The sequence below is a fragment of the Brevibacillus sp. HB1.4B genome (assembly GCF_013284285.1).
In the GTDB taxonomy this organism is placed as follows: Bacteria; Bacillota; Bacilli; order Brevibacillales; family Brevibacillaceae; genus Brevibacillus; species Brevibacillus porteri.
Genome location: NZ_JABSUT010000009.1, coordinates 166,678 through 189,370, shown reverse-complemented (window position 1 = coordinate 189,370; position 22,693 = coordinate 166,678). Strand labels below are relative to the sequence as shown.

19 protein-coding genes are annotated in these 22,693 nt (G+C 48.6%); 14 read left to right on the top strand and 5 right to left on the bottom strand.

Annotation, left to right across the window (positions count from 1 at the left end; translation table 11 throughout):
• Positions 1-16 precede the first annotated feature (16 nt).
• Complete coding sequence (locus HP398_RS21565; protein WP_017249119.1) at positions 17-1,654, bottom strand: PucR family transcriptional regulator; 1,638 nt, start codon at positions 1,652-1,654, stop codon at positions 17-19.
• 132 nt (positions 1,655-1,786) lie between these two features.
• Here HP398_RS21565 and HP398_RS21560 point away from each other — a divergent pair, with 132 nt between their 5' ends.
• Positions 1,787-3,295, top strand: coding sequence for a CoA-acylating methylmalonate-semialdehyde dehydrogenase (locus tag HP398_RS21560; RefSeq protein WP_106833273.1), 1,509 nt, complete (start codon positions 1,787-1,789; stop codon positions 3,293-3,295).
• Between the two features lie 31 nt (positions 3,296-3,326).
• Positions 3,327-4,691, top strand: a complete 1,365-nt coding sequence (locus HP398_RS21555; protein ID WP_017249117.1) for an aspartate aminotransferase family protein — start codon at positions 3,327-3,329, stop codon at positions 4,689-4,691.
• 171 nt (positions 4,692-4,862) lie between these two features.
• Here HP398_RS21555 and HP398_RS21550 read toward each other — a convergent pair whose 3' ends face one another.
• A complete protein-coding gene (locus tag HP398_RS21550; protein ID WP_017249116.1) occupies positions 4,863-5,192 on the bottom strand; it encodes a MazG nucleotide pyrophosphohydrolase domain-containing protein in 330 nt (109 codons plus the stop codon).
• 95 nt (positions 5,193-5,287) lie between these two features.
• Here HP398_RS21550 and HP398_RS21545 point away from each other — a divergent pair, with 95 nt between their 5' ends.
• The 3 genes from HP398_RS21545 to HP398_RS21535 all read left to right on the top strand — a co-directional run bounded on the left by HP398_RS21545 (position 5,288) and on the right by HP398_RS21535 (position 8,783).
• Positions 5,288-5,869, top strand: coding sequence for an LOG family protein (locus HP398_RS21545; protein WP_017249115.1), 582 nt, complete (start codon positions 5,288-5,290; stop codon positions 5,867-5,869).
• Between the two features lie 166 nt (positions 5,870-6,035).
• Positions 6,036-7,337: a hypothetical protein gene (locus HP398_RS21540; protein ID WP_173623595.1), complete on the top strand. Its 1,302-nt coding sequence runs from the start codon at positions 6,036-6,038 to the stop codon at positions 7,335-7,337.
• A 186-nt stretch (positions 7,338-7,523) separates the two neighbouring features.
• Complete coding sequence (locus HP398_RS21535; protein WP_173623594.1) at positions 7,524-8,783, top strand: hypothetical protein; 1,260 nt, start codon at positions 7,524-7,526, stop codon at positions 8,781-8,783.
• A gap of 10 nt (positions 8,784-8,793) precedes the next feature.
• Here the strand turns inward: HP398_RS21535 and HP398_RS21530 are convergent, their stop codons facing one another.
• Together HP398_RS21530 and HP398_RS21525 are read right to left on the bottom strand one after the other, a co-directional pair.
• Complete coding sequence (locus HP398_RS21530) at positions 8,794-9,222, bottom strand: hypothetical protein (RefSeq protein ID WP_017249112.1); 429 nt, start codon at positions 9,220-9,222, stop codon at positions 8,794-8,796.
• Between the two features lie 9 nt (positions 9,223-9,231).
• Positions 9,232-9,744 carry a hypothetical protein gene (locus HP398_RS21525; protein ID WP_173623593.1) on the bottom strand — a complete coding sequence of 171 codons (513 nt, stop codon included), beginning with the start codon at positions 9,742-9,744 and terminating at the stop codon, positions 9,232-9,234.
• Positions 9,745-9,930: 186 nt separating this feature from the next.
• Here HP398_RS21525 and HP398_RS21520 point away from each other — a divergent pair, with 186 nt between their 5' ends.
• The 6 genes from HP398_RS21520 to HP398_RS21495 all read left to right on the top strand — a co-directional run bounded on the left by HP398_RS21520 (position 9,931) and on the right by HP398_RS21495 (position 17,392).
• Positions 9,931-11,277, top strand: coding sequence for an NAD(P)-dependent oxidoreductase (locus HP398_RS21520; RefSeq protein WP_173623592.1), 1,347 nt, complete (start codon positions 9,931-9,933; stop codon positions 11,275-11,277).
• Positions 11,278-11,292: 15 nt separating this feature from the next.
• Positions 11,293-12,570 carry an NAD-dependent dihydropyrimidine dehydrogenase subunit PreA gene (gene preA / locus HP398_RS21515; RefSeq protein ID WP_017249109.1) on the top strand — a complete coding sequence of 426 codons (1,278 nt, stop codon included), beginning with the start codon at positions 11,293-11,295 and terminating at the stop codon, positions 12,568-12,570.
• 90 nt (positions 12,571-12,660) lie between these two features.
• A complete protein-coding gene (gene hydA / locus HP398_RS21510; RefSeq protein ID WP_173623591.1) occupies positions 12,661-14,046 on the top strand; it encodes a dihydropyrimidinase in 1,386 nt (461 codons plus the stop codon).
• Between the two features lie 34 nt (positions 14,047-14,080).
• Positions 14,081-14,971: a nitrilase-related carbon-nitrogen hydrolase gene (locus HP398_RS21505; RefSeq protein WP_017249107.1), complete on the top strand. Its 891-nt coding sequence runs from the start codon at positions 14,081-14,083 to the stop codon at positions 14,969-14,971.
• An 89-nt stretch (positions 14,972-15,060) separates the two neighbouring features.
• Positions 15,061-15,573 carry a hypothetical protein gene (locus HP398_RS21500; RefSeq protein WP_017249106.1) on the top strand — a complete coding sequence of 171 codons (513 nt, stop codon included), beginning with the start codon at positions 15,061-15,063 and terminating at the stop codon, positions 15,571-15,573.
• Between the two features lie 106 nt (positions 15,574-15,679).
• A complete protein-coding gene (locus HP398_RS21495) occupies positions 15,680-17,392 on the top strand; it encodes a methyl-accepting chemotaxis protein (RefSeq protein WP_173623590.1) in 1,713 nt (570 codons plus the stop codon).
• Between the two features lie 66 nt (positions 17,393-17,458).
• Here the strand turns inward: HP398_RS21495 and HP398_RS21490 are convergent, their stop codons facing one another.
• Positions 17,459-18,949, bottom strand: coding sequence for an NCS1 family nucleobase:cation symporter-1 (locus HP398_RS21490; RefSeq protein ID WP_173623589.1), 1,491 nt, complete (start codon positions 18,947-18,949; stop codon positions 17,459-17,461).
• A gap of 223 nt (positions 18,950-19,172) precedes the next feature.
• Between HP398_RS21490 and HP398_RS21485 the strand changes: the two genes are divergently transcribed.
• From HP398_RS21485 to HP398_RS21475, 3 genes are all read left to right on the top strand, one after another.
• Complete coding sequence (locus HP398_RS21485; protein ID WP_173623588.1) at positions 19,173-20,783, top strand: ATP-binding protein; 1,611 nt, start codon at positions 19,173-19,175, stop codon at positions 20,781-20,783.
• 32 nt (positions 20,784-20,815) lie between these two features.
• The gene (locus HP398_RS21480; RefSeq protein WP_069201640.1) at positions 20,816-21,469 is read left to right on the top strand and encodes a response regulator; all 654 of its coding nucleotides are present in this window, start codon (positions 20,816-20,818) and stop codon (positions 21,467-21,469) included.
• A gap of 147 nt (positions 21,470-21,616) precedes the next feature.
• Complete coding sequence (locus tag HP398_RS21475) at positions 21,617-22,675, top strand: tripartite tricarboxylate transporter substrate binding protein (protein WP_173623587.1); 1,059 nt, start codon at positions 21,617-21,619, stop codon at positions 22,673-22,675.
• Positions 22,676-22,693: the final 18 nt, after the last annotated feature.

Genomic DNA, 22,693 nt, shown 5'->3' with positions numbered 1-22,693 from the left:
AAGGTTGTGTCTTTTTTTACTGATGTTGCTCTTCTTTTCTTAACCATTCCCGCGCTCGCAGAGCGATTTCCAGGCAAATCCTGTTTTGCGTTGCCATGTAATCCTCACCGAGAATTTCTTCGATTTTTTCCAAGCGATGATAGAGCGTTTGTCGATGAATGAACAGTTTTTCCGCAGCCTCCTGCTTGGACAGGTTGACATCTAAATAGACACGCAGCGTATGAACGAGCGAGGAGCCGTGTGCTTGGTCATGGGCTAACAGCGGGCCTAGATAATCGCTTATGAAGGTTTTTAACACAGGCTCACTAGGTACGTGGAATAGGAGTCGGAACAATCCGAGATCAGCGAAAAACGGACTGGATGATTCTTGGCAAAAAGCCAGTGCCTGCTCCGCCTCTGCGAGGTGTCGGCCAGCGTCAGACAACCGTTTTCCGGTTCGACTGACCCCCATCCATATTTGAACATCCGTTCCTAGCATTTGCGTCATGATTCTTTTGACGTCGCGAAAGGCTTTTTCCAGGGTACGACGGGAATCTGCAAGAGGCTGCTGCTCGATTAGCAAAAAGTAAAAGCGATGGCCCATGCAACGTATGAAAGGACGAAAGCGATGACGAGCCAATAGGGAACGGAAGATAGCTGTCAGATCGTGCGGCGGAAGGGAGTCCTCGGCCAGGTTCTTCGGCTTCTCAAACGATAAAAGAATCATGTGATAGGCCGATGCTTTACCGCTACCTGTGATACCGAGTAAGGAACGCATTTGTTCCTCAGGTATGGAGCGGTTGGCAATCAAATCATCAAACAGCCGGTTTTCGGTAGCAAGCGCCTGTTCCTCCACAAACATTTTCCTCATTAAAATTTGGGCCATCGCGCTGACTGTATTGTCTAAGGTCAGGAGCAAATACTCATCCGGACTGCGTTCATACAAAACAATGCCGACATAAGCGAGCACGTGCCCCATTGCCATCACTGGTTGATAGGCAAGCTGTCTGGTCGCAGAGAGAGAAAGGAAGCGGACGCCAGCTTCACTACTATCCAGTTCGGAAAAATGAGACCGCATCAAATCGCTCATCTCCACTGCAACATCATGCGGTACTACCGGGGCAAATTGTGTGGAGACATCTGGTGCGTAATAGAAGACCTGCGTCTGAACTGCCAGCTGAAAATGCTGCAAGAGCTTGGGTATGCCCGCAGCCTGTAGGCTGAGCTGTTGCAAACTGCGAGAGTATGCTTCGAGATTGCGAAGTGCTTGCATCTGCGCATGGATCAAATGCTCGTGCAAATCTTGCGTGATGTCCACAAAGCGGACGGGCTGATGAAAGACGAGCAACGGAAGCTGGTGGTGGTTCGCCAACTCTAGCATATCTTCAGGGATGGAGGGAATGTAACGTCCCAGCTCGATGCACAGCCCGACTGCTTTTCGCCGAATGAGCTCTGTTAAATACGCAAGTCGCTTTTCCTTTTCTTCGCCAAATCCTAGCCCGGTAGATAGGATCAACTCTCCGCCATTTAAAAACTGTCCCGTATCAGCAGTCTCCAAGACGTGAACCCAGCGAACAGGTCGGGACAGGCCGCGATGCCCCGCCACCACTTGGGCATGTTGAAACAATGGCCGCTTGATAATTTCTGCAATGGTCAGGCGCAAATCGTTGCTCATCAGGATCACCTCTTCCATTTACACTCTGTATGATTAACCCTACGTAATGCGTTACGCTTTGTCTAGTGCTGACAGGCATTGTTTTTGGATAAAATGGAATTGTCAATGAATTGAACGTGAGGAGTTGAAGAGATGAACACAGCTATCGTAGGAAATCCGTTGAAAAACTACATTGGGGGGCAGTGGATAGATTCACTGACGACACGCTTTGAAGATGTACCCAATCCAGCAACAGGAGAATTGTTGTCACGCGTGCCACTATCGACGAGAGAAGACGTGGACAAGGCTGTTGCTGCTGCAAAGGAAGCGTTTGTGAGCTGGAGTGCTACGCCTGTCGTGGATCGTGCGCGCATTATGTTTCGTTTTCATAGTCTTCTCGTAAAACACGAGGATGAACTCGCCCGGATGATCACCATGGAGAACGGCAAAAATCTGCCTGAGGCACAGGCAGAGCTATTGCGAGGGCTGGAAATGGTAGAGTTCGCTTGTGGGATGCCGACACTGATGATGGGAGAAACATTGCCCAATATCGCAAACAGTATCGACAGTCAGGTGATCCGTTTTCCTTTGGGGGTAGTCGGCGGGATTACACCATTTAACTTCCCTGTGATGGTCCCGATGTGGATGTACCCGATTGCGATTACCGCAGGAAATACATTTGTCTTGAAGCCCTCAGAGCGTACGCCGCTGTCTTCGATTCGAATTGCTGAACTGCTAAAGGAAGCAGGGCTGCCAGACGGTGTATTCAATGTCGTAAACGGAGCGCATGATGTCGTCAATGGTTTGTTGGAGCATCCGGACGTAAAAGCGATCTCATTCGTCGGTTCGCAGCCGGTTGCGGAATACGTGTACAAGACAGCAGCGGCGAACGGGAAGCGTGTGCAAGCACTGGCTGGGGCGAAAAATCACCATTTGGTCATGCCTGATACGGATTTGAAGCGCGCGGCAAAAACAATTACGAGCTCAGCATTCGGCTGCGCAGGAGAGCGGTGTATGGCAGCCAGTGCTGTAGTAGCTGTTGAAGAGATTGCTGATGAGCTGATCACGCATCTGATCGAGGAAGCCAATGCTCTCGCAATGGGGAATGGTTTGGAGGTGGGCATCGATCTCGGGCCAGTCATCCGTGATTCGCACTTGTCCAAAGTACATGACTACATTGAAAAAGGTGTTGCGTCTGGCGCCGCGCTGGTACGGGATGGTCGCGAGGATGCGAAAAGGCTGCCGGATGGTTACTTCCTCGGGCCAACGATTTTTGACAAGGCAGATGCCGAGATGGTCATTGTCCGAGACGAGATTTTCGCGCCTGTCTTGAGTGTCATGCGTGTGAAAGACTTTGAAGAGGGCTTGGAGACGATTAGTCGCTCGCGTTTTGGCAATGGGGCGACCATCTATACGAACAATGGAAAATGGGGAAGAGAATTCGTTCAGCAGGTGGAAGCGGGGATGGTCGGTGTCAATGTAGGAGTGCCTGCTCCGATGGGCTTCTTTGCTTTCTCAGGCTGGAAACAGTCCTTTTACGGTGATTTACATGCAAATGGAAAGGATGGCGTCCTCTTTTTCACGAAGAAAAAAACGGTCACATCCAGATGGTTCGAAGATGGAGATACCAGCATCGGCTCGCAAAAAGTTTTTGTAAAATAACCGCTTACGAAAAAATAAGGAGGATTGTGCGATGGAGCAAGGACAAGTGACGAAAGATTTTGATAAAGAGAGCTTGCTGAATGCCGACCGTTCGCATATGTGGCACCATATGTCCCCCTACAATCCCAATCCAATGATCGTAACGGAAGCGAGCGGATCGTGGATCACGGATATCGACGGGAATCGGTACCTGGATGGAATGTCAGGCTTGTGGTGTGTCAACGTTGGCTATGGCCGACAGGAGCTCGCAGACGCCGCTTACGAGCAGTTGAAGCAATTGGCTTATTTTCCACTCACACAAAGCCACGTCCCTGCTATTCGTCTATCCGAGAAGATCAGCGAATGGCTTGGCGAGGAGTATCGCGTTTTCTTTTCCAATAGCGGCTCTGAAGCGAACGAGGTCGCATTCAAGATTGCCCGTCAATACCATCACCAGAACGGGGAGTCGGGTCGTTACAAATTCATTTCGCGACATCGGGCTTACCACGGAAATACGATGGGGGCTCTTGCTGCAACGGGTCAATCCATACGCAAGGAAAAATACGAGCCATTAGCACCAGGCTTCCTTCATGTACCGCCGCCTTACTGCTATCGCTGTCCGGCTGGAAAATCGTACGGCAAATGCAATCTGGAGTGCGCCGAATATTACGATCAAGTGATCAATTGGGAAGGCGAAAAGACAGTGGCAGCGGTCATCATGGAGCCGACCATTACCGGGGGAGGCGTCCTCGTGCCTTCGCCCGAATACATGCCAAAAGTGCGGGAAATCTGCGATAAGTACGGCGTATTGATGATCGTAGACGAGGTCATCTGCGGATTTGGTCGCTCAGGTCAAAAGTTCGGCCACCAAAATTTCGGAATCAAGCCTGACATCGTGACCATGGCCAAAGGTATTACGAGCGCCTACCTGCCACTTTCCGCAACGGCTGTGCGGGCAGAAATCGCAGACAAATTCAATGAGCAGGGGAATAATTTGCATTTCCGTCATGTCAATACGTTCGGGGGCAATCCGGCGGCATGCGCGCTTGCCCTGAAAAATCTCGAAATTTTAGAAGAGGAAAAACTGGTGGAGAGAGCGGAGGAGCTCGGTGCAGAATTGCGTGCCAAGCTGGCGTTTCTCGCAGATCATCCATACGTTGGAGACATTCGTAGCTTTGGCTTCCTGATGGGGATTGAGATGGTAGAGGATCGCAAAACGAAGGAACCCGCGGCGCCAGCGAAATTAACACAGGTGATTGCCGAGTGCAAGAAGCGTGGGCTAATCATCGGTCGCAATGGCGACACCATTCCGGGCTTCAATAATGTGCTGACACTCTCGCCCCCGTTTACCACGACGAGTGATGATATTGATTTTATTGCACAGGTTATGAAAGAAGCCTTCGATACATTGGAGTAGGAGTAGCTTGGACGAAAAGACGAATAGATGAAAGCAGCGGCAGACTAGGAGATGCGAAAAACCTAGGCTACCGCTGTATTCATTCAACGATGAAGCTGGAAATGAAAAACAAGATGCTCCATAGCTATCAAGTAGCTGATTCCATCTCGGTCATAATCCTCCTGCATGTTCTTACTCAGTCTCCGATTTTTGATAGCGCTTTTGCAGCTTTGCTCGATGTGCTTCCAATATCTCTTCAAAAGGAACCTCGTATTGGTTTGCCAGCAAGATTAAATTCCCGAGTACATCGCCCAGCTCTTCCACCAGCTCCTGCCGAGCTTCCTCTGCGGGCTTTTCCCCTTCATCAGGACGATCTCGGCCAATTTCAATGGCGCGTACAGCTCTTGCCAGCTCGCCAGCTTCTTCCATCAGAAATCCTACACGAATAAACGGACCATACCCAGTCCAGCCACGTTCTTGATAAAAATCTCCGACCCATTTTTGAAACTCAGTTATATTCATATGTATCTGTCCCTTCCTGATTTTAGTATAATTATATTACACGCAAAGAAATTCTGGAAAAGCCATTCTACTTCAACAAGTTTTGGGAGGATGACATGAAACGTATTTGTGTTTATGCAGGTTCCAATCCGGGTGTAAATCCACTTTTTGAGCGGTACGCACAGGAGTTGGGAAAAGAACTGGTCGCTCGTGATCTTGAATTGGTCTATGGTGGTTCTAGCATGGGACTGATGGGACGCGTTGCAAATGCAGTTCTGGAAGGTGAAGGCAGAGCAATCGGCGTCATGCCTACCGGATTATTCCGTGGAGAAATCGTACATAAAGGGCTGACAGAATTGCATGAGGTTCTGACGATGCACGAGCGCAAAGCGAAAATGATCGATTTGTCTGATGGCTTCATTGCTTTGCCGGGCGGATTGGGTACCTTTGAAGAAATTTTTGAAGTGGTGAGCTGGGGTCAAATTGGCATTCACCAAAAACCAATCGGACTGTTGAACGTGGATGGCTACTATACGCCGTTGATGCAAATGGTGGAGCATGCGACTGAAGCCGGATTTATTCCCGCTATGCAGGGCGAATTGATCCTGTGCGAGAGTGATCCCGCTATTTTGCTAGATCGTATGCGAGATTACACACCGCCAGTGAAAGTAAACAAATGGTCGGAACTGGAAAAATAAGAACGAGTAAAAAATAACCCGAAGCCTCCAAGTGTGGGAGGATTTCGGGTTATTCTAGTTATTGACAGGATGAATGCAGGAGTGTTAATGTAATTGATTATATCCCTAGTAAACACATAGGAATAATATTAATATGATTCGTCTTCATACGTCAGGAGGATTCTTCATGAACAGATCAGCGAAATGGCTACAACTCTCCACTTCAGCTGCCGTACTCTCAGCGGCGCTCGTTTTTCCAACTGCAGTAGGTGCAACAACGAAAACAACGGTAGAAGCACACGTAGAGTGGAACAGCTTTTTGCAGCAGCAATACGGTGTGACTTTTGACAAGACGGTAACTCGCGAGCAATTTGAGAAAGCGTTGCTCAAGATCATATCTACTACTACAAGTATATCGGAAAAAGACTTGTCAGCCAAAACTTTCTTGCCTGAATCCAAAGATGCCTCCAAGCTGGTTGTATGGGAAGCGGTAAGTGCTGCTGCAAAAGCTGCTGAGTTAAAAGAACTCGGGTATACATATAGCGAGGAAAAAGTAGCGGCTGCCTTGAAAAAAGCAGGGATTTCGTATAAAAAAGGCGGCACGCTTACCTTGCAGGCGGCACAAGAGCTGGCTGTAGCTATTGACACGGGGCTTGTGTCCGCCAATGCTTTGAAGTCAGCTTCTGTAGAAGGGTCAGTATCCGCAGAGCTTGCGAGTCAATTGCTAGCAAAAGTAGCAGAGTTCCATGGCTCTGCCAAAAACTATCTGGGCACAATCGCCGATGAAGAGATTTTTGGCAAGCTCGCACAGGCGTGGAACGAATCGCAAATCATTAAAGCCGGTGAATTGCAAGAGCTTGTAGACAAAGGCTTGAAGCAAAACCTGATTACTGGCTACAATCTGAAAGATGCCGCATTCAATCCTCACTTCGATCCACAGCGCACGATTACGTATGGGCATAGTGATATCGCTCACGCTATTCAATTAATCGGCCTGTTAAAAAGTGAAGGCGTCAATGCCAAGCTTCAATTTGAGCCGAAAACATCTGCCTTCATTTACTTGAAGGAATGGGGAGAGCCTGTTCAAACAGCCGATTATCAGGTCGTTCAGATTGAAAACGGCAACTACATTGCGTACGCCAAGGAGTACGATCTCAGCCTGGAATTCGACAGTGTAAAAGAGAAAGAGAAGTTCCAGCCACTTGTCTTGAAATATGCCAAACGGGATCAAGAGGACATGACCGGATTGCTTAAGGCTTCTTGGTGGCAGCCGCTTTATCATTCCCGCACGGAGCTGGCAGATTATGCTGTCATTACGAACAACGTGTTAAAAGATGGTCGTTATTTCGTGCAGTCTTTCTCCCTGAATGAAGAATCACCAAAAGTCGTGGAAGGCTTCCAAAAGCTGAATGACAAAGTAAAGGTAGAGACATACAAATTTTGGGTAGATCAACCGTTCTTCAATTATCTCAACGGCGAATCGAAGTAAATATCGTGCATCGAAAAGCGTCCTTCCCTTCACAAAGTCGGGGAAAGGACGCTTTATTCTATTACATGGATAATGGATTGAAAAATCCATTTAGCGGATCTTGTCTATTTCTGGTATAATTTAGGGATAACCGTTGTTTTATGGCGATGGTTGTATAGTCATGCTGATAGTTTGGGAGGGAATGAAGTGAAAAAGAAAGCGATAATGCTACTGTTGTCCTGCTGTTTGTTTGCTTCGACAGCATTCGCAACAAGCGCATCAACGACATTGCCAATCACGCCGCAAAGCGGTACGGGAACATCCGTGCAGGCACCAGCAGATTTGTCAAAAGGGCTGCTCGTGAATACCTTCACTTCCCATCAGTGGAAACAAGATTCGCTTACGAAGCTACTGGGGAAATCCGTGAAAGAATTTGATGATTATGAGTATTATTCACAAGGAATCAGCATGAAGTGGGACGAAAACAAGCAAGCGTTTGCCGTTCTCGTTGAACCTTCCTATAAAGGCGAAGTTGTAAAAGGGATTACGACCGCTACTAGAAAAGACGAGATCGTCCGAGTCTTGGGTAAGCCGCATTTTTCCGATGAAAAGCTTGAGTTGATTGGCTATGCGGAACAGGGCTATCACTTGTTTTTCACGTTTGCTCAGGATAAAGTAAAAGCCATTTCGATTTATCGTCGTGATCAAATCGCTGATACAAAAGTACTTGTTGATATGGCTAAAAATTTGCAAGACTATGGTGAAAAATTAGGGGCACCCGCTCAATATGCTGATTTTTCTATCTTTGGTGCATGGGGTAAGCCGGATTTTTCGTACCACCTCAGAGGAATCGGTACATACGCGTGGGAGTATCCATCCAGAGGGATTGCCTACGATGGCATGCCAGATGATGCAACGCTAACCATCTACACTAATTTTCCGAGCAAAGACAAGCTCGCTGATTTGAAAAACGTAAAAAACATTGTCTTTTCCAAAGAAGATTCCCTGTTCTTGATCGAAAAACTGAGAATCGAAACGGAAAAAGAAAAAATCGAATTGGCGAAAAAAGCTGGAATCCCATCACCAGACAAGAAAAAAATCGCGGTGATTGATTCAGACAATTTGTACAATACCGCGAATATTCGCTTCTATCAGCCAGACTACACACCGCAAGCCCAACTATTTCCAGGTTATTTTATCGATGAAGTAACATGGCTGGACAACAACTGGATCTTGTATCAGACAATGATGGGTGTGGGAGTTTATCATGTTACTACCCATGAAAAGATAGAAATTGTAGGAATGGAGAAAAAGGCAAACGAGCCGTTTGATATGTTGGATGTCAATACAGTCAAGCCTGATCTGACAAAAAAAGCAATTGTGTTTGAAGTCAGCATCAAAGAGAAGAATCAGACTTACACGGTTCGCTATCAAATCAAGGGCGACAAAATCACGTTTACCTGGTAGAGAGCAGGGACTATCGTTCTTTTTTAGCGATGATGGGCGTGCTGGCTGCTTCCTTTTCGGCCAGATACGACCGCATACCACGAACGAACAACTCACGAAGGACTTCCTGCTGCGTTTTGCTGCTGACGAGAGAGCGAATGAGCTCCAGCTCAGCGACCAATTCTGAATCAAGGTGAACGTTGACAGTCTTCCCTTTGGTTCGCGGGTGCAGCTCGTAGTACTCCGCTGATTTTTTTACGATTCCTTCGATGACAACAGCTTCGTTCAACCATTCCTGGTCGGGGAAATACAAGCATGGTGCTTCTAAAATAATATGGGTCAGTTCTTCGCTAAATCGTATGGCGAGGGTCTGGCCCTTTTTTTTATGCAAGTCGCGGATTTGTCGTGATCTCTCTTGATTGGCAACTGTATTTTCCAGCGTGATTACGGCCAGTTCCATAGTGCCTCCTTACGGGATGAGCAGTTCTTCTTCTGATACCGACAACAATACTTCTCCCGTTTTTTCCAATTGGACTTGGTAGGTGAAGTGCTGATCGCTTCGCTCGACGGAGGTGATGATTCCCCAGCAGCATGTGCTATCTCTTGTGAGCTGGACACGATCCAAAACCTCGTAGCTCGGGCGAAGATACCCTTTTTTATATAGATAAGTGAGCACGGATTCTCGAGGAAAAAGAAATCGTTTGTTTCCTTGTTTACTGACCAAAAGGGGGAAGGTCTCCCGTTCGTCTATCCAATCCCCTAAATAGCCTTGATCTGCCCAGCGTTTGACGGTAGCCATACTGCCAGCACGACCAGCTTTGGTCTCCAGGATGTCTAGTATTTCACGTGAAGAGAGAAACGCTTTGCGCCTTTCGAGTTGTGTCAGGTAGTTTTTGCGCTCGGTTTCCAATTGGTTGAGAAGCGCATGTGCATCCGCGATTTTTTGTTTCACTACCCTGATCTCCAGGTCGTAATCCTTCATACGGGACGGCCCTTTCTTCCTTGTTTGTTTTTATCCTATTCGAACATGAAATCATTCATGTCAATCCGAGATGATTGATTTCGTTTCCTTGCTAGGCAAATACGAAATGTAACAATCATAAAAAAACGATTTCGCACATTGATTAATAGCAAGCATGTTTAGATCTGGTGAGGAGGTTGTGGACAGATGAGCATTCCCAATGAGCTCGCGAAAAATTTCGCAGAAGTCGTGCCTGCCCTAAAACCGATGGAAGCCATCCATGAGGCAAATCGCTGCTTGTATTGCTACGACGCACCCTGTATTAAGGCTTGTCCCACGTCGATTAACATCCCTTCCTTCATCAAAAAAATTGCGACCGGGAATTTGTTCGGATCAGCCCGGACTATTATGGAATCGAATCCTGTCGGGGCGAGCTGTGCGCGCGTATGTCCAACCGAGGAGCTATGTGAGGGTGCCTGTGTACTAAATTCAGCTTCCAAGCCTATCATGATCGGTCTTCTCCAGCGTCACGCGACAGACTGGGCAATCCAAAATCAAGCAACGCTTTTTTCAAAAGGCGAAGCAAATGGAAAACGGGTAGCCATCGTCGGAGCGGGCCCAGCCGGATTATCAGCAGCACGTGAGCTTGCGCGTCTTGGCTACGCGGTTACGGTATTTGAAGCAAAGGAAAAGGCGGGAGGATTGAACACGTACGGCATCGTTTCTTTCCGTCTGCCGCAGGAAATATCGCTATGGGAAGTAGAGCAAGTAGAGGCATTGGGGGTAGAGATACGTACCAATACGCGAATCGGCGTGGATGTAGCGCCAGAAGAGTTATTAGACCAGTATGATTCCGTCCTGTTGGCAACTGGTATGGGCAATGTCCCTCAGTTGCATATCCCGGGAGAAGAACTGAGAGGTGTCCTCGATGCCATCGCACTCGTGGAGGACACCAAGACCAAGGCACTATCAGACGAAATGCTCGGTAAAAAAGTCGTCATCATCGGTGCGGGGAATACGGCGATTGACGCTGCCACCTGCTCGAAACGGCTGGGTGCAGACAATGTTCAGATTTTGTACCGACGGACCGTTCAGGAGATGTCCTGTTATCAGTTTGAGTACGAATTCGCCAAGCAGGATGGCGTAGAATTCCGCTGGCTCGTTGTCCCAACGCGTATATTGGAGGAAAACGGCCGAGTGAAGGGATTAGAACTAGTGCGAATGGAGCTAGGTGAGCCGGATGAGAAAGGAAGAAAGCGTCCAGTAGAAATTCCAGGCAGTCATTTTGTCATCGAAGTCGATTATGTCGTCAAAGCGATCGGACAAAACAGACATTTGTCCTTGATTGAATCATTTGGGCTCCAACACCGAAATGGGATTGTCGAGGTCGAGGAAGGCACCTATCGAACCTCCCATGTCAAAGTTTATGCGGCGGGCGATGTCATTTTTGGTGGAGGCAAGACAGATGCGATGGTAGTCGACGCAGCCAATCATGGAAAACGAGCGGCTCATGCCATCCATCAATCGCTCAGTGATCAAAAACAGCCAGTATAAAGGAGGAGACCTATCATGGCAGATCTCAGCATTAATCTGGCGGGAATCCAATCCCCGAATCCATTCTGGTTGGCCTCTGCGCCGCCGACCAATTCAGGCTACCAAGTACAGCGTGCCTTTGAAGCGGGCTGGGGTGGCGCGGTCTGGAAGACACTCGGAGAGCCGATCATCAACGTCACCTCCCGCTTTGCAGGACTGAACTTCGGGGGACAGCGCGTCTTTGGTTTCAACAATATTGAACTGATTACGGACAAACCGCTTGAGGTCAATTTGAAGGAAATGGATGAAACGAAGCGCCGTTTTCCGAAGCACACGTTGATTGCGTCGCTCATGGTTGAACATAAACAGGAAGCATGGCACGAGATTGTCAAAAAGGTGGAAGCAATAGGCGTAGACGGTCTGGAACTAAATTTTGGCTGTCCGCACGGAATGGCAGAACGCGGGATGGGCTCTGCGGTCGGTCAGCATCCAGATTTAATCCGGCAACAGGTCGAATGGGTAAAAGAAGTCGCCCAAACCCCTGTCATCGTCAAGCTTACCCCAAACATTACGGACATTCGCTTTACAGCGCGGGCCGCCAGCCAGGGGGGGGCCGATGCCATTAGTATGATCAACACCATAAACAGCTTGATGGGGGTTGATCTCGACAAATGGCTGCCGATCCCACATGTAGATGGTAAAGGGGCGCACGGCGGCTATTGTGGACCAGCAGTCAAACCAATCGCCCTGAACATGGTCGCAGAATGTGCACGCGATCCCAAGGTTGGTATCCCGATCTCAGGCATTGGCGGAATCTCTGATTGGCGGGATACCGTTGAATTTTTGCTGATGGGAGCAACGGGTGTTCAAGTATGTACGGCTGCCATGCATCATGGATTCCGGATCGTCGAAGACATGATTGATGGGCTTAACAATTACCTGGATCAGCGTGGAATTGCGTCCGTGATGGATATTGTCGGAAAAGCGGTACAGACGTACTCGGATTGGGGCCATCTGAATCTGAATTACAAGGTCGTGGCGCGCATCCATGAAGAGACTTGTATCAATTGCAATAAGTGTCATATCGCTTGTGAGGACACTTCCCATCAATGCATTGACATTGTTGCTGATGCAGCGACGGGTAAAGAGCGCTTAGTCGTACGAGAAGAAGATTGTGTAGGCTGTAATTTGTGCTCCATCGTTTGTCCAGTGGAAGGAACGATCGAGATGGTCGAGATTCCGAGCGATAAAGCCCCTCTCAGCTGGAATCAGCGGCAGGCTGCTTTGGCTGCGGGTGGCAGCTGCGAGCTGTAAAGCAAGTCATGTTTTCGGCGTGGGGGGCATAGCGTGTACAAGGGAAGGCATGTCTACTCGGTGACGGGTTGAAGGGGAGATGATCATCGGATGAAAAAATGGATTCGAAATGGCACAGTCGTGACAGCGTCAGACACGTATCAGGCGGACATTTTGATCGAAGGGGAAAAGGTAGTCGCAATCGGCTCCAATCTGGATGGGAAAGATGCCGAAGTTATCGATGCTACCGGATACTATGTTTTCCCAGGTGGGATTGACCCACATACCCATCTCGATATGCCTTTTGGCGGAACGGTTACTTCCGATAACTTTTATACAGGCACGAAGGCAGCAGCATTTGGCGGGACGACGAGCATCATCGATTTTTGCCTGACGAATAAAGGGGAACCATTGCATTCATCCATTTCGACCTGGCACGAAAAAGCAAGGGGCAAAGCGGTCATTGACTACGGATTTCACCTGATGGTTTCCGATGCGAACGATCAAGTGCTCGAGGAATTAGGAGCAGTCGTACGAAATGAAGGGATTACTTCGCTCAAAGTATTCATGGCCTACAAAAATGTGCTGATGGCCGATGATGAGACGCTATTTAAAACGTTGGTTCGGGCGAAGGAACTAGGTGCCCTTGTACAGGTCCATGCAGAGAATGGAGACGTTCTGGATTATCTGATCAAGCAGGCGCTTGCAAAAGGGCAGACTGACCCCGTGTACCACGCTTACACCCGCCCACCTGAAGCAGAAGGAGAAGCGACGGGACGTGCGATTGCACTGACTGCACTGGCAGATGCCCAGCTGTATGTGGTGCATGTATCGTGTGCTGAAGCTGTGCGCCGAATCGCAGAGGCTCGCGAAAAAGGATGGAATGTGTACGGGGAGACGTGCCCGCAATATTTGGTGCTAGATATTACGGATCTACAGAAGCCGGGCTTTGAAGGAGCGAAGTACGTCTGGTCCCCTCCGCTTCGGGAAAAGTGGAATCAGGACGTCCTGTGGAGCGCGTTGAAAAATGGCATTTTGCAAACGATTGGCTCCGATCATTGTTCCTTTAATTTCTCTGGTCAAAAAGAGCTGGGGCTAGAGGATTTCACGAAAATCCCGAATGGTGGACCAATCATTGAGGACCGGATGCGTCTCCTCTTCTCGGAAGGGGTAGCAAAGGACAAGATCAGCCTTAATCAGTTCGTCGATATGACCTCTACAAAAGTAGCCAAACTGTTCGGGATGTTCCCGCAAAAAGGAACGATCGCAGTAGGCTCGGACGCGGATATCGTATTGTTTGATCCAATGGTGAAGCGCACGATCTCCGTTGAAACTCACCATATGAATGTCGACTACAATCCATTTGAAGGAATGGTGGTGAATGGCGATATCATCTCGGTGCTTTCGCGCGGGTCATTTGTCATTCGCGATCAGCAATTCGTCGGTCAAGCCGGGGCTGGACGCTTTGTAAAACGATCGACCTTTACAAGACCGTAATCTATGCGAGCGCAAAAAGGCGAGGAGGGCGACTATGGCAGATATCATTCGCATCGGCTTGATTCAGGCGAAAAACGATATCCATGGAGACGAACCGGTTCATTTGCACAAAGAAAAAGCCATTGAGAAGCATGAGAGGATGGTTCGGGAGGCGGCTGCCAAGGGGGCACAAATCATCTGTCTGCAAGAAATCTTTTATGGCCCGTATTTTTGTGCCGAACAGCAACCGAAATGGTATGAATCAGCGGAAGAAGTCCCAAATGGACCAACCGTGCAACTTTTCTCTTCCCTTGCCCGCGAGTTAGGAACCGTACTCATTTTACCTGTGTACGAGCGCGTGGGGATCGGTACGTATTACAACACTGCCGCTGTGATTGACGCGGATGGCACGTATTTGGGCAAATATCGCAAGCAGCATATTCCGCATGTCGGAGTGGGCAGCAGCGGGTGCGGATTCTGGGAGAAATATTACTTTAAGCCCGGCAATCTTGGCTATCCCGTTTTTGAAACCGCTTTTGCCAAGGTCGGGGTCTATATATGCTATGACCGCCATTTTCCGGAAGGCGCACGACTGCTGGGCCTGAATGGGGCGGAAATTGTATTCAATCCGTCTGCGACTGTCGCCGGCTTATCTGAATACTTGTGGAAGCTCGAGCAGCCTGCTCATGCCGTTGCCAACGGTTATTATGTGGCAGCGATCAATCGGGTAGGGACAGAAGCACCGTGGAACATGGGAGAGTTTTACGGACAATCGTACTTGGTCGATCCGCGAGGGCAATTTGTTGCCTTGGGGAGTCGGGATCAGGATGAGGTCATTCTCGCTGAAATGGACCGTAACAAAATTCATGAGGTGCGAGATACGTGGCAATTTTACCGGGATCGCAGACCGGAGACTTACGAAGATATGGTAAAGCTATTACCTTAATACAAGAGTGAGGGAGGTGCCGGATACGCACCTTCCTCCTTTTCACATCATTGGAAGGATTCCATCAGAGTCAAAAGGAGCGTTCAGGGATGAGGCAGATTGTATATCGAGGGGTCGAATACGGTGAGGGACTTCGCGTTGTGAAAGCGCAAAAGTATGAGAGGGCAGAACGTCGCCATTTTACAAACGGTGCGAGTGCAAAGGCAGTGTTTGGCGCGGGTGTTTACTTGGTGAGCAATCCGGAAATCGCCGCACAGTATGCAATTTGTCATGCAGAGACCAATGGGGAGAAGGCAGTTGTGTTGAGCCAGCAGCTACATTTGCAGGGTCTCGTTTGTTTGGACGAGCGCTATGGGGAAAATGAACTACGCATTGATGCATTGCGTGCTGCTTATTCAGAAGAGGAACTCGAACAGAGACAGAACGATATGGGCTATGAAGAGTGGCTGGAATGGACAGGCGATAAGGTGCGTGCGTATTTGATTGACTGTGGATACCGGGGGATTCGGTATCGGATCAGCCCGGAGCTAACGTATTATATTTGCTATGAGCCTGACGTTCAAATTGAAGAGATCGTGATTCTATCTGTGCTCGATGTGTGAGTAAGCGACTACGACTATCGACTTATTCGACAAACTTTGGTAAGATTAGACAATATTCGCGCTTTTTCTAGCTTACCTATTTGACAGAGGAAGGATTGCCGCAACGATGAGTCTATTACGTAACCTCAGCACCCGAGCCAAACTATTTAGCTTGATTGTGATGATGGCCGTCTTTTTGTGTGCTGTCGGATTCACCGGATTTTTTCATGTGCAAGTCTCAGGTGAACGCATGCAGGCCATGTATGAAGAGCAGCTTCTTCCCGTTAAGTGGATTAACGATTGGAGACAAGAAATCCGCGCGATTGACGGATTGGTCTATAAAATGATTCTCGATCCATCTCCTGCGGTCTTTGCTGAATACAAAACGGAACTGGACTTGCGGATGGAAACAGCAGACAAAACGTTCCAATATCTCCAAAACACGAAGCTGGATGCTCAAGAACAAGAAAGAGTGACGATGCTAAAGGAGCTTATCGAGCAGTATCGTAAAGACCAGGGCGAGGTCTTGAAAATGATCCAGGAGGGGAAAGCGGATCAAGCCTATTCGTTTTATCGTGCAACGGATAAGACGCTGAATTGGATTAATCAGGAACAGCTCGAATGGGCGAATTACAAATCTGAGCAGGCAGTCGCCATGCAAAAGGAAAACCAAGATGAGACTCAAGAAGCGATTACCTTCCTGATCGTAGTAGGCGTACTGTCGATCCTGATCGGTAGTGTATTGGGGTGGATCATCTCCCGCATGATCGCTGATCCCCTTCGAGTTGTTTCAAGCCGCATGCAGCAATTGGCAAGCGGGAATATGGCAGTTGCTCCCGTCACCTACGTGACTCGTGACGAGGTAGGTACACTTGGTACTGCGTTCAATGAATTGGTAACGAATTTCCGTTCATTGATTGAACAAGTAAAAGTGGCGGGTGAGCAAGTGGCTGCTTCCTCTGAGGAATTGTCTGCGAGTGCGGAGCAGTCCGCTTATGCAACAGAACAATCGATCAGCAGTGTGCAGCAAATCGCCTCTGCCTCCGAAGTACAGACGCAACGTACGCAAGAAAGTGTGCGTGTCATGGAAGAAATGTCGATTGCCATCCAGCGGATTGCCGATACGTCCGGAGCCGTTTCTGAATCATCGGCGCAGGCAGCAGAGGATGCGGAGCAAGGAAGCATTCATATTCAGCAAGCTGTTGATCAGATGAATACGATCTCCGACTCGGTGAATCACGCAGCGGATCTCGTGCAACTGCTCGGCGTACGGTCAGAAGCCATCGGCCAAATTGTTGATGTGATTACTGGAATTGCGTCCCAAACGAATCTGCTGGCGCTCAACGCAGCGATTGAGGCGGCGCGTGCAGGAGAACACGGCAGGGGATTTGCTGTCGTGGCGGATGAGGTTCGTAAACTCGCAGAACAGTCAGAGGAATCTGCGCGCGAGATTGCGAGACTGATTGGGGAAATCCAGCAAGAAACCACGCAAGTCGTGCATGTCATGATGGATGGAACCCAAGAGGCGAAAAAAGGTGCAGAAGTCGTTCAAGAAGCGGGTGTCACCTTCCAACGTATCGTAGCGTCTTCTCAGGAGGTTGCGGGTCAAATTCAGGACGTGTCCGCTGCTACCGAGCAAATGTCCGCAAGCATACAGCAAGTCGCATCTGCTATGGATGAAATGAATCGCCTCGCACAGGAAGCAGCCGTACATACCCAAGGAGTATCGGCAGGGGCAGGAGAACAGCTTGCCAGCATGCAAGAAATCGCCCGTTCCAGCGCGAATATGAATGAGCTTTCTCAAGAGCTGCAAGAGTCCATCAGTCAATTCAAATGGTAGAGCAAGTAATGAAACGAAAGACTGGCAAACCCAAGGGGGCAGCCAGTCTTTTTTGGTAGCTTGCTATTAGGAAGCAATCGTTTGTTTATTGTTTGCTGTAATTTTTTCATAATCCTTGGCACTCAAAATCGAAGCGTCGTTTTTCATCATCCACGTGTAGAGCACGAGTGAAATCAGTAGCCCGATAGTCCAAGCGTTGTCCCAAATAATGGATAAGCCCGGAATGTATTTACTTATAAAAGGAATCGCAATCCCGATTAGCATCGCCCAGATGGCTCTGCCATTAAAGCCCGTTTTGTAGGCGTAGATTCCGTTTGTTTTATACAACTCTGTTAAATGAATGCGCCGCTTGCGCACGAGCCAATAGTCGGCAATGGCTATTCCGTCGATCGGGCCTAACAAGGCTCCGTACGTTCCCAGCCATAAAAAGATGTAGTTGCCGAAGTTCTCTAGAATGTACCAAGGCTGCATCAAGAGAGACACGACCCCGGCGATGATGGCGCCGGTTTCATACGAGAAACGGCGAGGGGCCAGATTTTCCACTGCTCGGGCGGGAGCAACGATATTGGCCGCTACGTTAGTCGTCAATGTGGCAAGAATAATTCCAATCGTTCCAAGGAAAATGGCGAAAGGAGAGAATTTAGCCAACACGGCAGCAGGATCCCACAACGCTTCTCCGTAGATCACGACGGTAGCAGAAGCGACAGCAACTCCGATGAACGAGAAGAAACCCATCGTGGTTGGTAACGAAGAGGATTGTCCGATGATTTGAGCTTTTTGACTTTTGGCATACCGACAGAAATCCGGAATGTTGAGGGCCATTGTTGCCCAAAAAGCAATGGCTCCCGTCAATGCTGGGAAGAAGACCTTCAAGAATTCTGCGTTAGTAGTGAATTTCGAAGGTGCTGAGAGCATCGGTCCCCATCCGCCTGCTTTCGTAAGCGCCCAGACGAGGAGAGCCAAACTCATGATGATCAGGATGGGAGCAGCCCAAGCCTCCATTTTTTTGATCGCTTCGGGACCGCGATAAGCGACCCATACATTTAACAGCCAAAAGCCAAAGAAGGATATCCAGAGATGTCCGGGAACATTCGCCCAGCCTGTCATCGACATCAAGAGCGTATCGATGGCAGCACCTCCGAACCAACAGTTGATGCCAAACCATCCAGCACCAATCAAACCGCGTGCGACAGCAGGGATGTGCGCTCCTTTGGAGCCAAACCAGAGGCGCGCAAAAACTGGATACGGAATGCCAAATTTCGTCCCGGCATGAGAGTTGAGAAGAATGGGAATAAGGACAATACAATTACCGAGAATGATCGTCAAAATGGCCTGCCACCAGTTCATACCCAAGGAAATTAACCCTGCGGCCATTGCATACGTCGGCAAACAGATCGACATTCCGATCCACAAGCTGGCGAAGTTGTAAGATGTCCAGCTGTGCTCTGCCGTCCTCGTTGGCCGAAGACCTTCATTATAAAGCGGACTGTTCTTGATTGCCTCTTCGCCTTCTTTCGTCAGGGTAACAATTCCATTTGATACCGTCTGCGTCTTCATTTCTTTCCCTCCTTTGCTATTCAAGATGTCTCGTATTCGGACAAGCGCCCTAGTTTGTCTTGAATACAAGTTGTAACATTATATTGGGGGAAAGAAGGCCTAATACCTGATTTTTCGTCGTAAAAAGACAACCCGCAACGACAAGCTTCGCCATTGACAATGGGAATGATTCTACCTTTTTTCCTAATTGGGATGGTAAGATGAAGCAAGGGGTGAGCGAGCTGTGACGACAAGCAAAATCCAAATGTCTTTGCAAACCAGAATGATCTTATTGATTACTATTATCATTATTCTGATTGTTTCGTCAGTTAGCGCGGTGTTTTCTTCCATTGTTGCGTCTTCGATCGAAGAGCAGGTGGGCAAAAAAGCATTGAGTGTAGCGAAAATTGTTGCCAGCGATCCTGAGCTGCGTGGTGCTTTTTCAAGCGATTACCCTCCTGCGCTCATTCAACCCATTGCTGAAAACGTCCGGATGCAAACCGGAGCAGAGTTTGTGGTCGTGGGGAACCATGAGGGAATTCGGTATGCGCATCCGATTCTGGAGCGGATTGGAAAGGAAATGGTGGGAGGAGATAACGAGCCAGGACTCTTGCATGGTCAATCTTACATATCGAAGGCGGTCGGCAGCATGGGACCATCATTGAGAGGGAAGGTGCCGATCAAAAATGAAAAAGGGGACATCATCGGAATCGTATCCGTTGGGTTTCTGCTGGAAGATATCGAGGAGGCCATTGACCTCTACCAAGACCGCATCCTGATCCTGACTCTTCTCGCCTTGTTGTGTGGTGTGGCTGGTGCGATTGCACTCAGTCGCTATTTAAAGCGCTTAATTTTGGGATTGGAGCCAGAGGAGATCGCATCCTTGTACGTAGAGAGAAATGCTGTACTGGAGTCAGTCCGCGAAGGCATCGTGGCGATTGACCGCAATAAGCGCATCACGATGATGAACAAGGCTGCCATTCGTATTCTGAACCTACCGGAAGAAGAGTTTCATCGCAAAGATATCGTGGAAGTGCTACCAGACAGTCGTATGCCAGAAGTTCTTGAATCAGGTGAGCATCAATTAGATCGCGAGTCCATTATGAGCGGAAAAGAAATCATTGTGAATCGACTTCCGATCAAGTTCGGAGGGAAGGTCGTAGGAGTAGTCAGCAGTTTTCGTCCCAAATCGGAAATTGACCAGCTAGCTTCTGAGTTGTCCCAAGCAAGGCGTTATGCGGATGTTCTTCGCGCCCAAACACATGAATTTCACAATTTGTTGTATACCATTTCTGGTTTATTACAGCTTGGCTCGATTCAAGAAGCGGTCGAGCTGATTACGAGTGAAACGTCCGCACAGCAAGAGATGATTTTGTTTTTGGCGAAGCAAATTCCAGATCCGTTAATAGGGGCATTGTTGTTAGGCATGCACAACCGGGCCAAGGAGTTGAAAATTCAATTCGTCATCCATCACGACAGTCACTTGAAGGAGCTCCCACCGACGATCAACCGACAGCAGATCGTGGTTTTATTGGGGACACTGATCCAAAACGCGTTGGAAGCGGTCAATGAGCCAAGCGTCGAGTACAAACGAGTGGAGTGTTACTTGTCTGACACGGGCGATGAGATCATGTTCGAAATCGAGGACTCGGGACCGGGAGTTGTGGAAGAATTGCGAGAAAAAATATTCGAGCACGGTTTCTCAACGAAAAAAGGCGAAGATCGCGGAATTGGTCTGGCCAAGGCGCACGGAATTATTAACGAATTGGACGGCTATATTCTCATTGGCAAAAGCGAGCTAGGAGGTGCACTTTTCACAGTATCCCTACGCAAAAGAATGGAGGTGGCGTCTTGAGAAAGCTGGAGGTTCTCATCGTAGAAGACGATATGCGGATTATCGATATCAACAAACGATTTGTCAGCAAGATTGAAGGTTTTGAAGTTATTGCTACAGCAACGAATGGGACGGATGCTAAAGAATTGCTTTCTTATACCCGCCCTCAACTCGTTTTGTTGGATGTGTACTTGCCTGACATGTTGGGAACAGAGCTGGTCTGGTTTATTCGGCAACATTACCGCGAAGTAGACGTGATCATGATCACCGCAGCCAAGGAAATGGAAATGGTACAGGAAGCGCTGCGAGGCGGAGTATTCGATTACATCGTCAAGCCGCTGGTTTTCGAACGTTTTCGTGAACGGTTAGAAAGCTATCGGGAGCACGTCATTCGGACGAGGGAAGCGGTCGAGGTGGACCAGGAAGTGATTGACCAAATGCTGACCAGAAGGCTGGTCGCCCCGAAAAATCGAGATGCCCTTGCACCAAAAGGAATTGACCACTTAACTTTGGAAAAAGTGATCGAGGCGATCAGACAGACGGGAGACAAGGGGGTCTCGGCGGAGGAAATTGGCCGCGAGATTGGAACCAGTCGAACAACGGCACGACGGTATTTAGAATACTTGGTCCTGGAAAAAAAAGCGCGTGCTGAATTGATTTATGGCACAGTTGGCAGACCGGAAAGAAAATATCGCTATCTTCCATAATGTTCCATGAACAATATGAACAAAAAGTGATTAATTTTCAAAATAGACCTTATGCACGAAAACTATTCCCCTAGCTACCGCGGTGGTACATTATGTTCAAGCGTGATAGCGCTTACAAATAAGCGGGTTAAGGGGGATATTTGTTTGATGAAAAGAAAAAAAGTGCTAATCACAGTGTCCACTTTTCTTACACTAGCATTGGCTGCTTGTGGTGGAGGTACTGGAAATACGGGAACAGCAAGTCCAGGAGCACAACCAGCGCAAGCGCCGCAGCCTGCCGCAGAGGCATCCAAATACCCAGAAAAGCCGATCGTGTATGTAGCTCCATCCGGTGCAGGTGGGGGCTGGGATAAGACAGCTCGCTCGGTAGCAAAGGTGTTGGCGGAAAGCAAGCTGGTTACGGAAACCATCACGGTAGAAAACAAGCCGGGTGGTGGGGGAACCGTGTTCTTGGCTGAATATGTAAGCAAAGACAAAGGCAATCCTTATAAATTATTCGTTAGCTCTCCTCCTATTTTGATTAACAATAACAAAAAAGAGGGGAACAGCCCATTTGGCTACAAAAATGTCACACCATTGGCGCAAATGACGAAAGATTTCGGCACCCTCGTTGTGAAAGCGGATTCACCTCACAAGGACATCAAGAGCGTGCTGGACGCGATCAAGGCTGATCCCAGCAAAATTACACTGGCAGGGGGCTCTGCGCCAGGATCGATGGATCATCTGATCGGGGTATTGCCAGCAGCTAAATTTGGAATTGATCCAAAAAGCGTCAAATACGTCTCGTATGATGGCGGCGGAGAAGCAATGGCAGCCTTGTTGGGAGGTAATGCAGATATCATTGCAACAGATGCTTCCAGCGTAGGTGAATATCTGAAAGCAGGTAAAATCCGCGTACTGGGCGTTACTTCTGATGAACGTCTCGGAGGCCAATTGAAAGATATCCCGACGTTAAAAGAGCAAGGCATTGATGCGACGTTCACGATTTGGCGCGGTGTCTTCGGTCCGGCTGATATGCCAGCAGACGCAAAAGCTTACTGGGATGCAAAGCTGAAAGAACTTTCCACGCATGAGACATGGACAAAAGAATTGGCTGCAAACGGTTGGGAAAGTGAGTACAAGGACGCTGCTGCTTTCTCAGCATTCCTGGACGAACAAGATAAGCAGGTCAAAGAACTGTTGACATCACTTGGTATGTCGAAGTAGGGAGAGGAGGGGCATCCC

Bases quoted from the DNA above. Each gene is read 5' to 3' on its own strand.
- HP398_RS21530 (WP_017249112.1), bottom strand. From the start codon at position 9,222: ATGGAACTGGCCGTAATCACGCTGGAAAATACAGTTGCCAATCAAGAG.
- HP398_RS21490 (WP_173623589.1), bottom strand. From the start codon at position 18,949: ATGAAGACGCAGACGGTATCAAATGGAATTGTTACCCTGACGAAAGAA.
- HP398_RS21565 (WP_017249119.1), bottom strand. From the start codon at position 1,654: ATGAGCAACGATTTGCGCCTGACCATTGCAGAAATTATCAAGCGGCCA.
- hydA (WP_173623591.1), top strand. From the start codon at position 12,661: ATGAAAAAATGGATTCGAAATGGCACAGTCGTGACAGCGTCAGACACG.
- HP398_RS21505 (WP_017249107.1), top strand. From the start codon at position 14,081: ATGGCAGATATCATTCGCATCGGCTTGATTCAGGCGAAAAACGATATC.
- HP398_RS21560 (WP_106833273.1), top strand. From the start codon at position 1,787: ATGAACACAGCTATCGTAGGAAATCCGTTGAAAAACTACATTGGGGGG.
- HP398_RS21480 (WP_069201640.1), top strand. From the start codon at position 20,816: ATGCGGATTATCGATATCAACAAACGATTTGTCAGCAAGATTGAAGGT.
- HP398_RS21500 (WP_017249106.1), top strand. From the start codon at position 15,061: ATGAGGCAGATTGTATATCGAGGGGTCGAATACGGTGAGGGACTTCGC.
- HP398_RS21525 (WP_173623593.1), bottom strand. From the start codon at position 9,744: ATGAAGGATTACGACCTGGAGATCAGGGTAGTGAAACAAAAAATCGCG.
- HP398_RS21475 (WP_173623587.1), top strand. From the start codon at position 21,617: ATGAAAAGAAAAAAAGTGCTAATCACAGTGTCCACTTTTCTTACACTA.
- HP398_RS21550 (WP_017249116.1), bottom strand. From the start codon at position 5,192: ATGAATATAACTGAGTTTCAAAAATGGGTCGGAGATTTTTATCAAGAA.
- HP398_RS21545 (WP_017249115.1), top strand. From the start codon at position 5,288: ATGAAACGTATTTGTGTTTATGCAGGTTCCAATCCGGGTGTAAATCCA.
- HP398_RS21555 (WP_017249117.1), top strand. From the start codon at position 3,327: ATGGAGCAAGGACAAGTGACGAAAGATTTTGATAAAGAGAGCTTGCTG.
- HP398_RS21520 (WP_173623592.1), top strand. From the start codon at position 9,931: ATGAGCATTCCCAATGAGCTCGCGAAAAATTTCGCAGAAGTCGTGCCT.
- HP398_RS21540 (WP_173623595.1), top strand. From the start codon at position 6,036: ATGAACAGATCAGCGAAATGGCTACAACTCTCCACTTCAGCTGCCGTA.
- preA (WP_017249109.1), top strand. From the start codon at position 11,293: ATGGCAGATCTCAGCATTAATCTGGCGGGAATCCAATCCCCGAATCCA.
- HP398_RS21495 (WP_173623590.1), top strand. From the start codon at position 15,680: ATGAGTCTATTACGTAACCTCAGCACCCGAGCCAAACTATTTAGCTTG.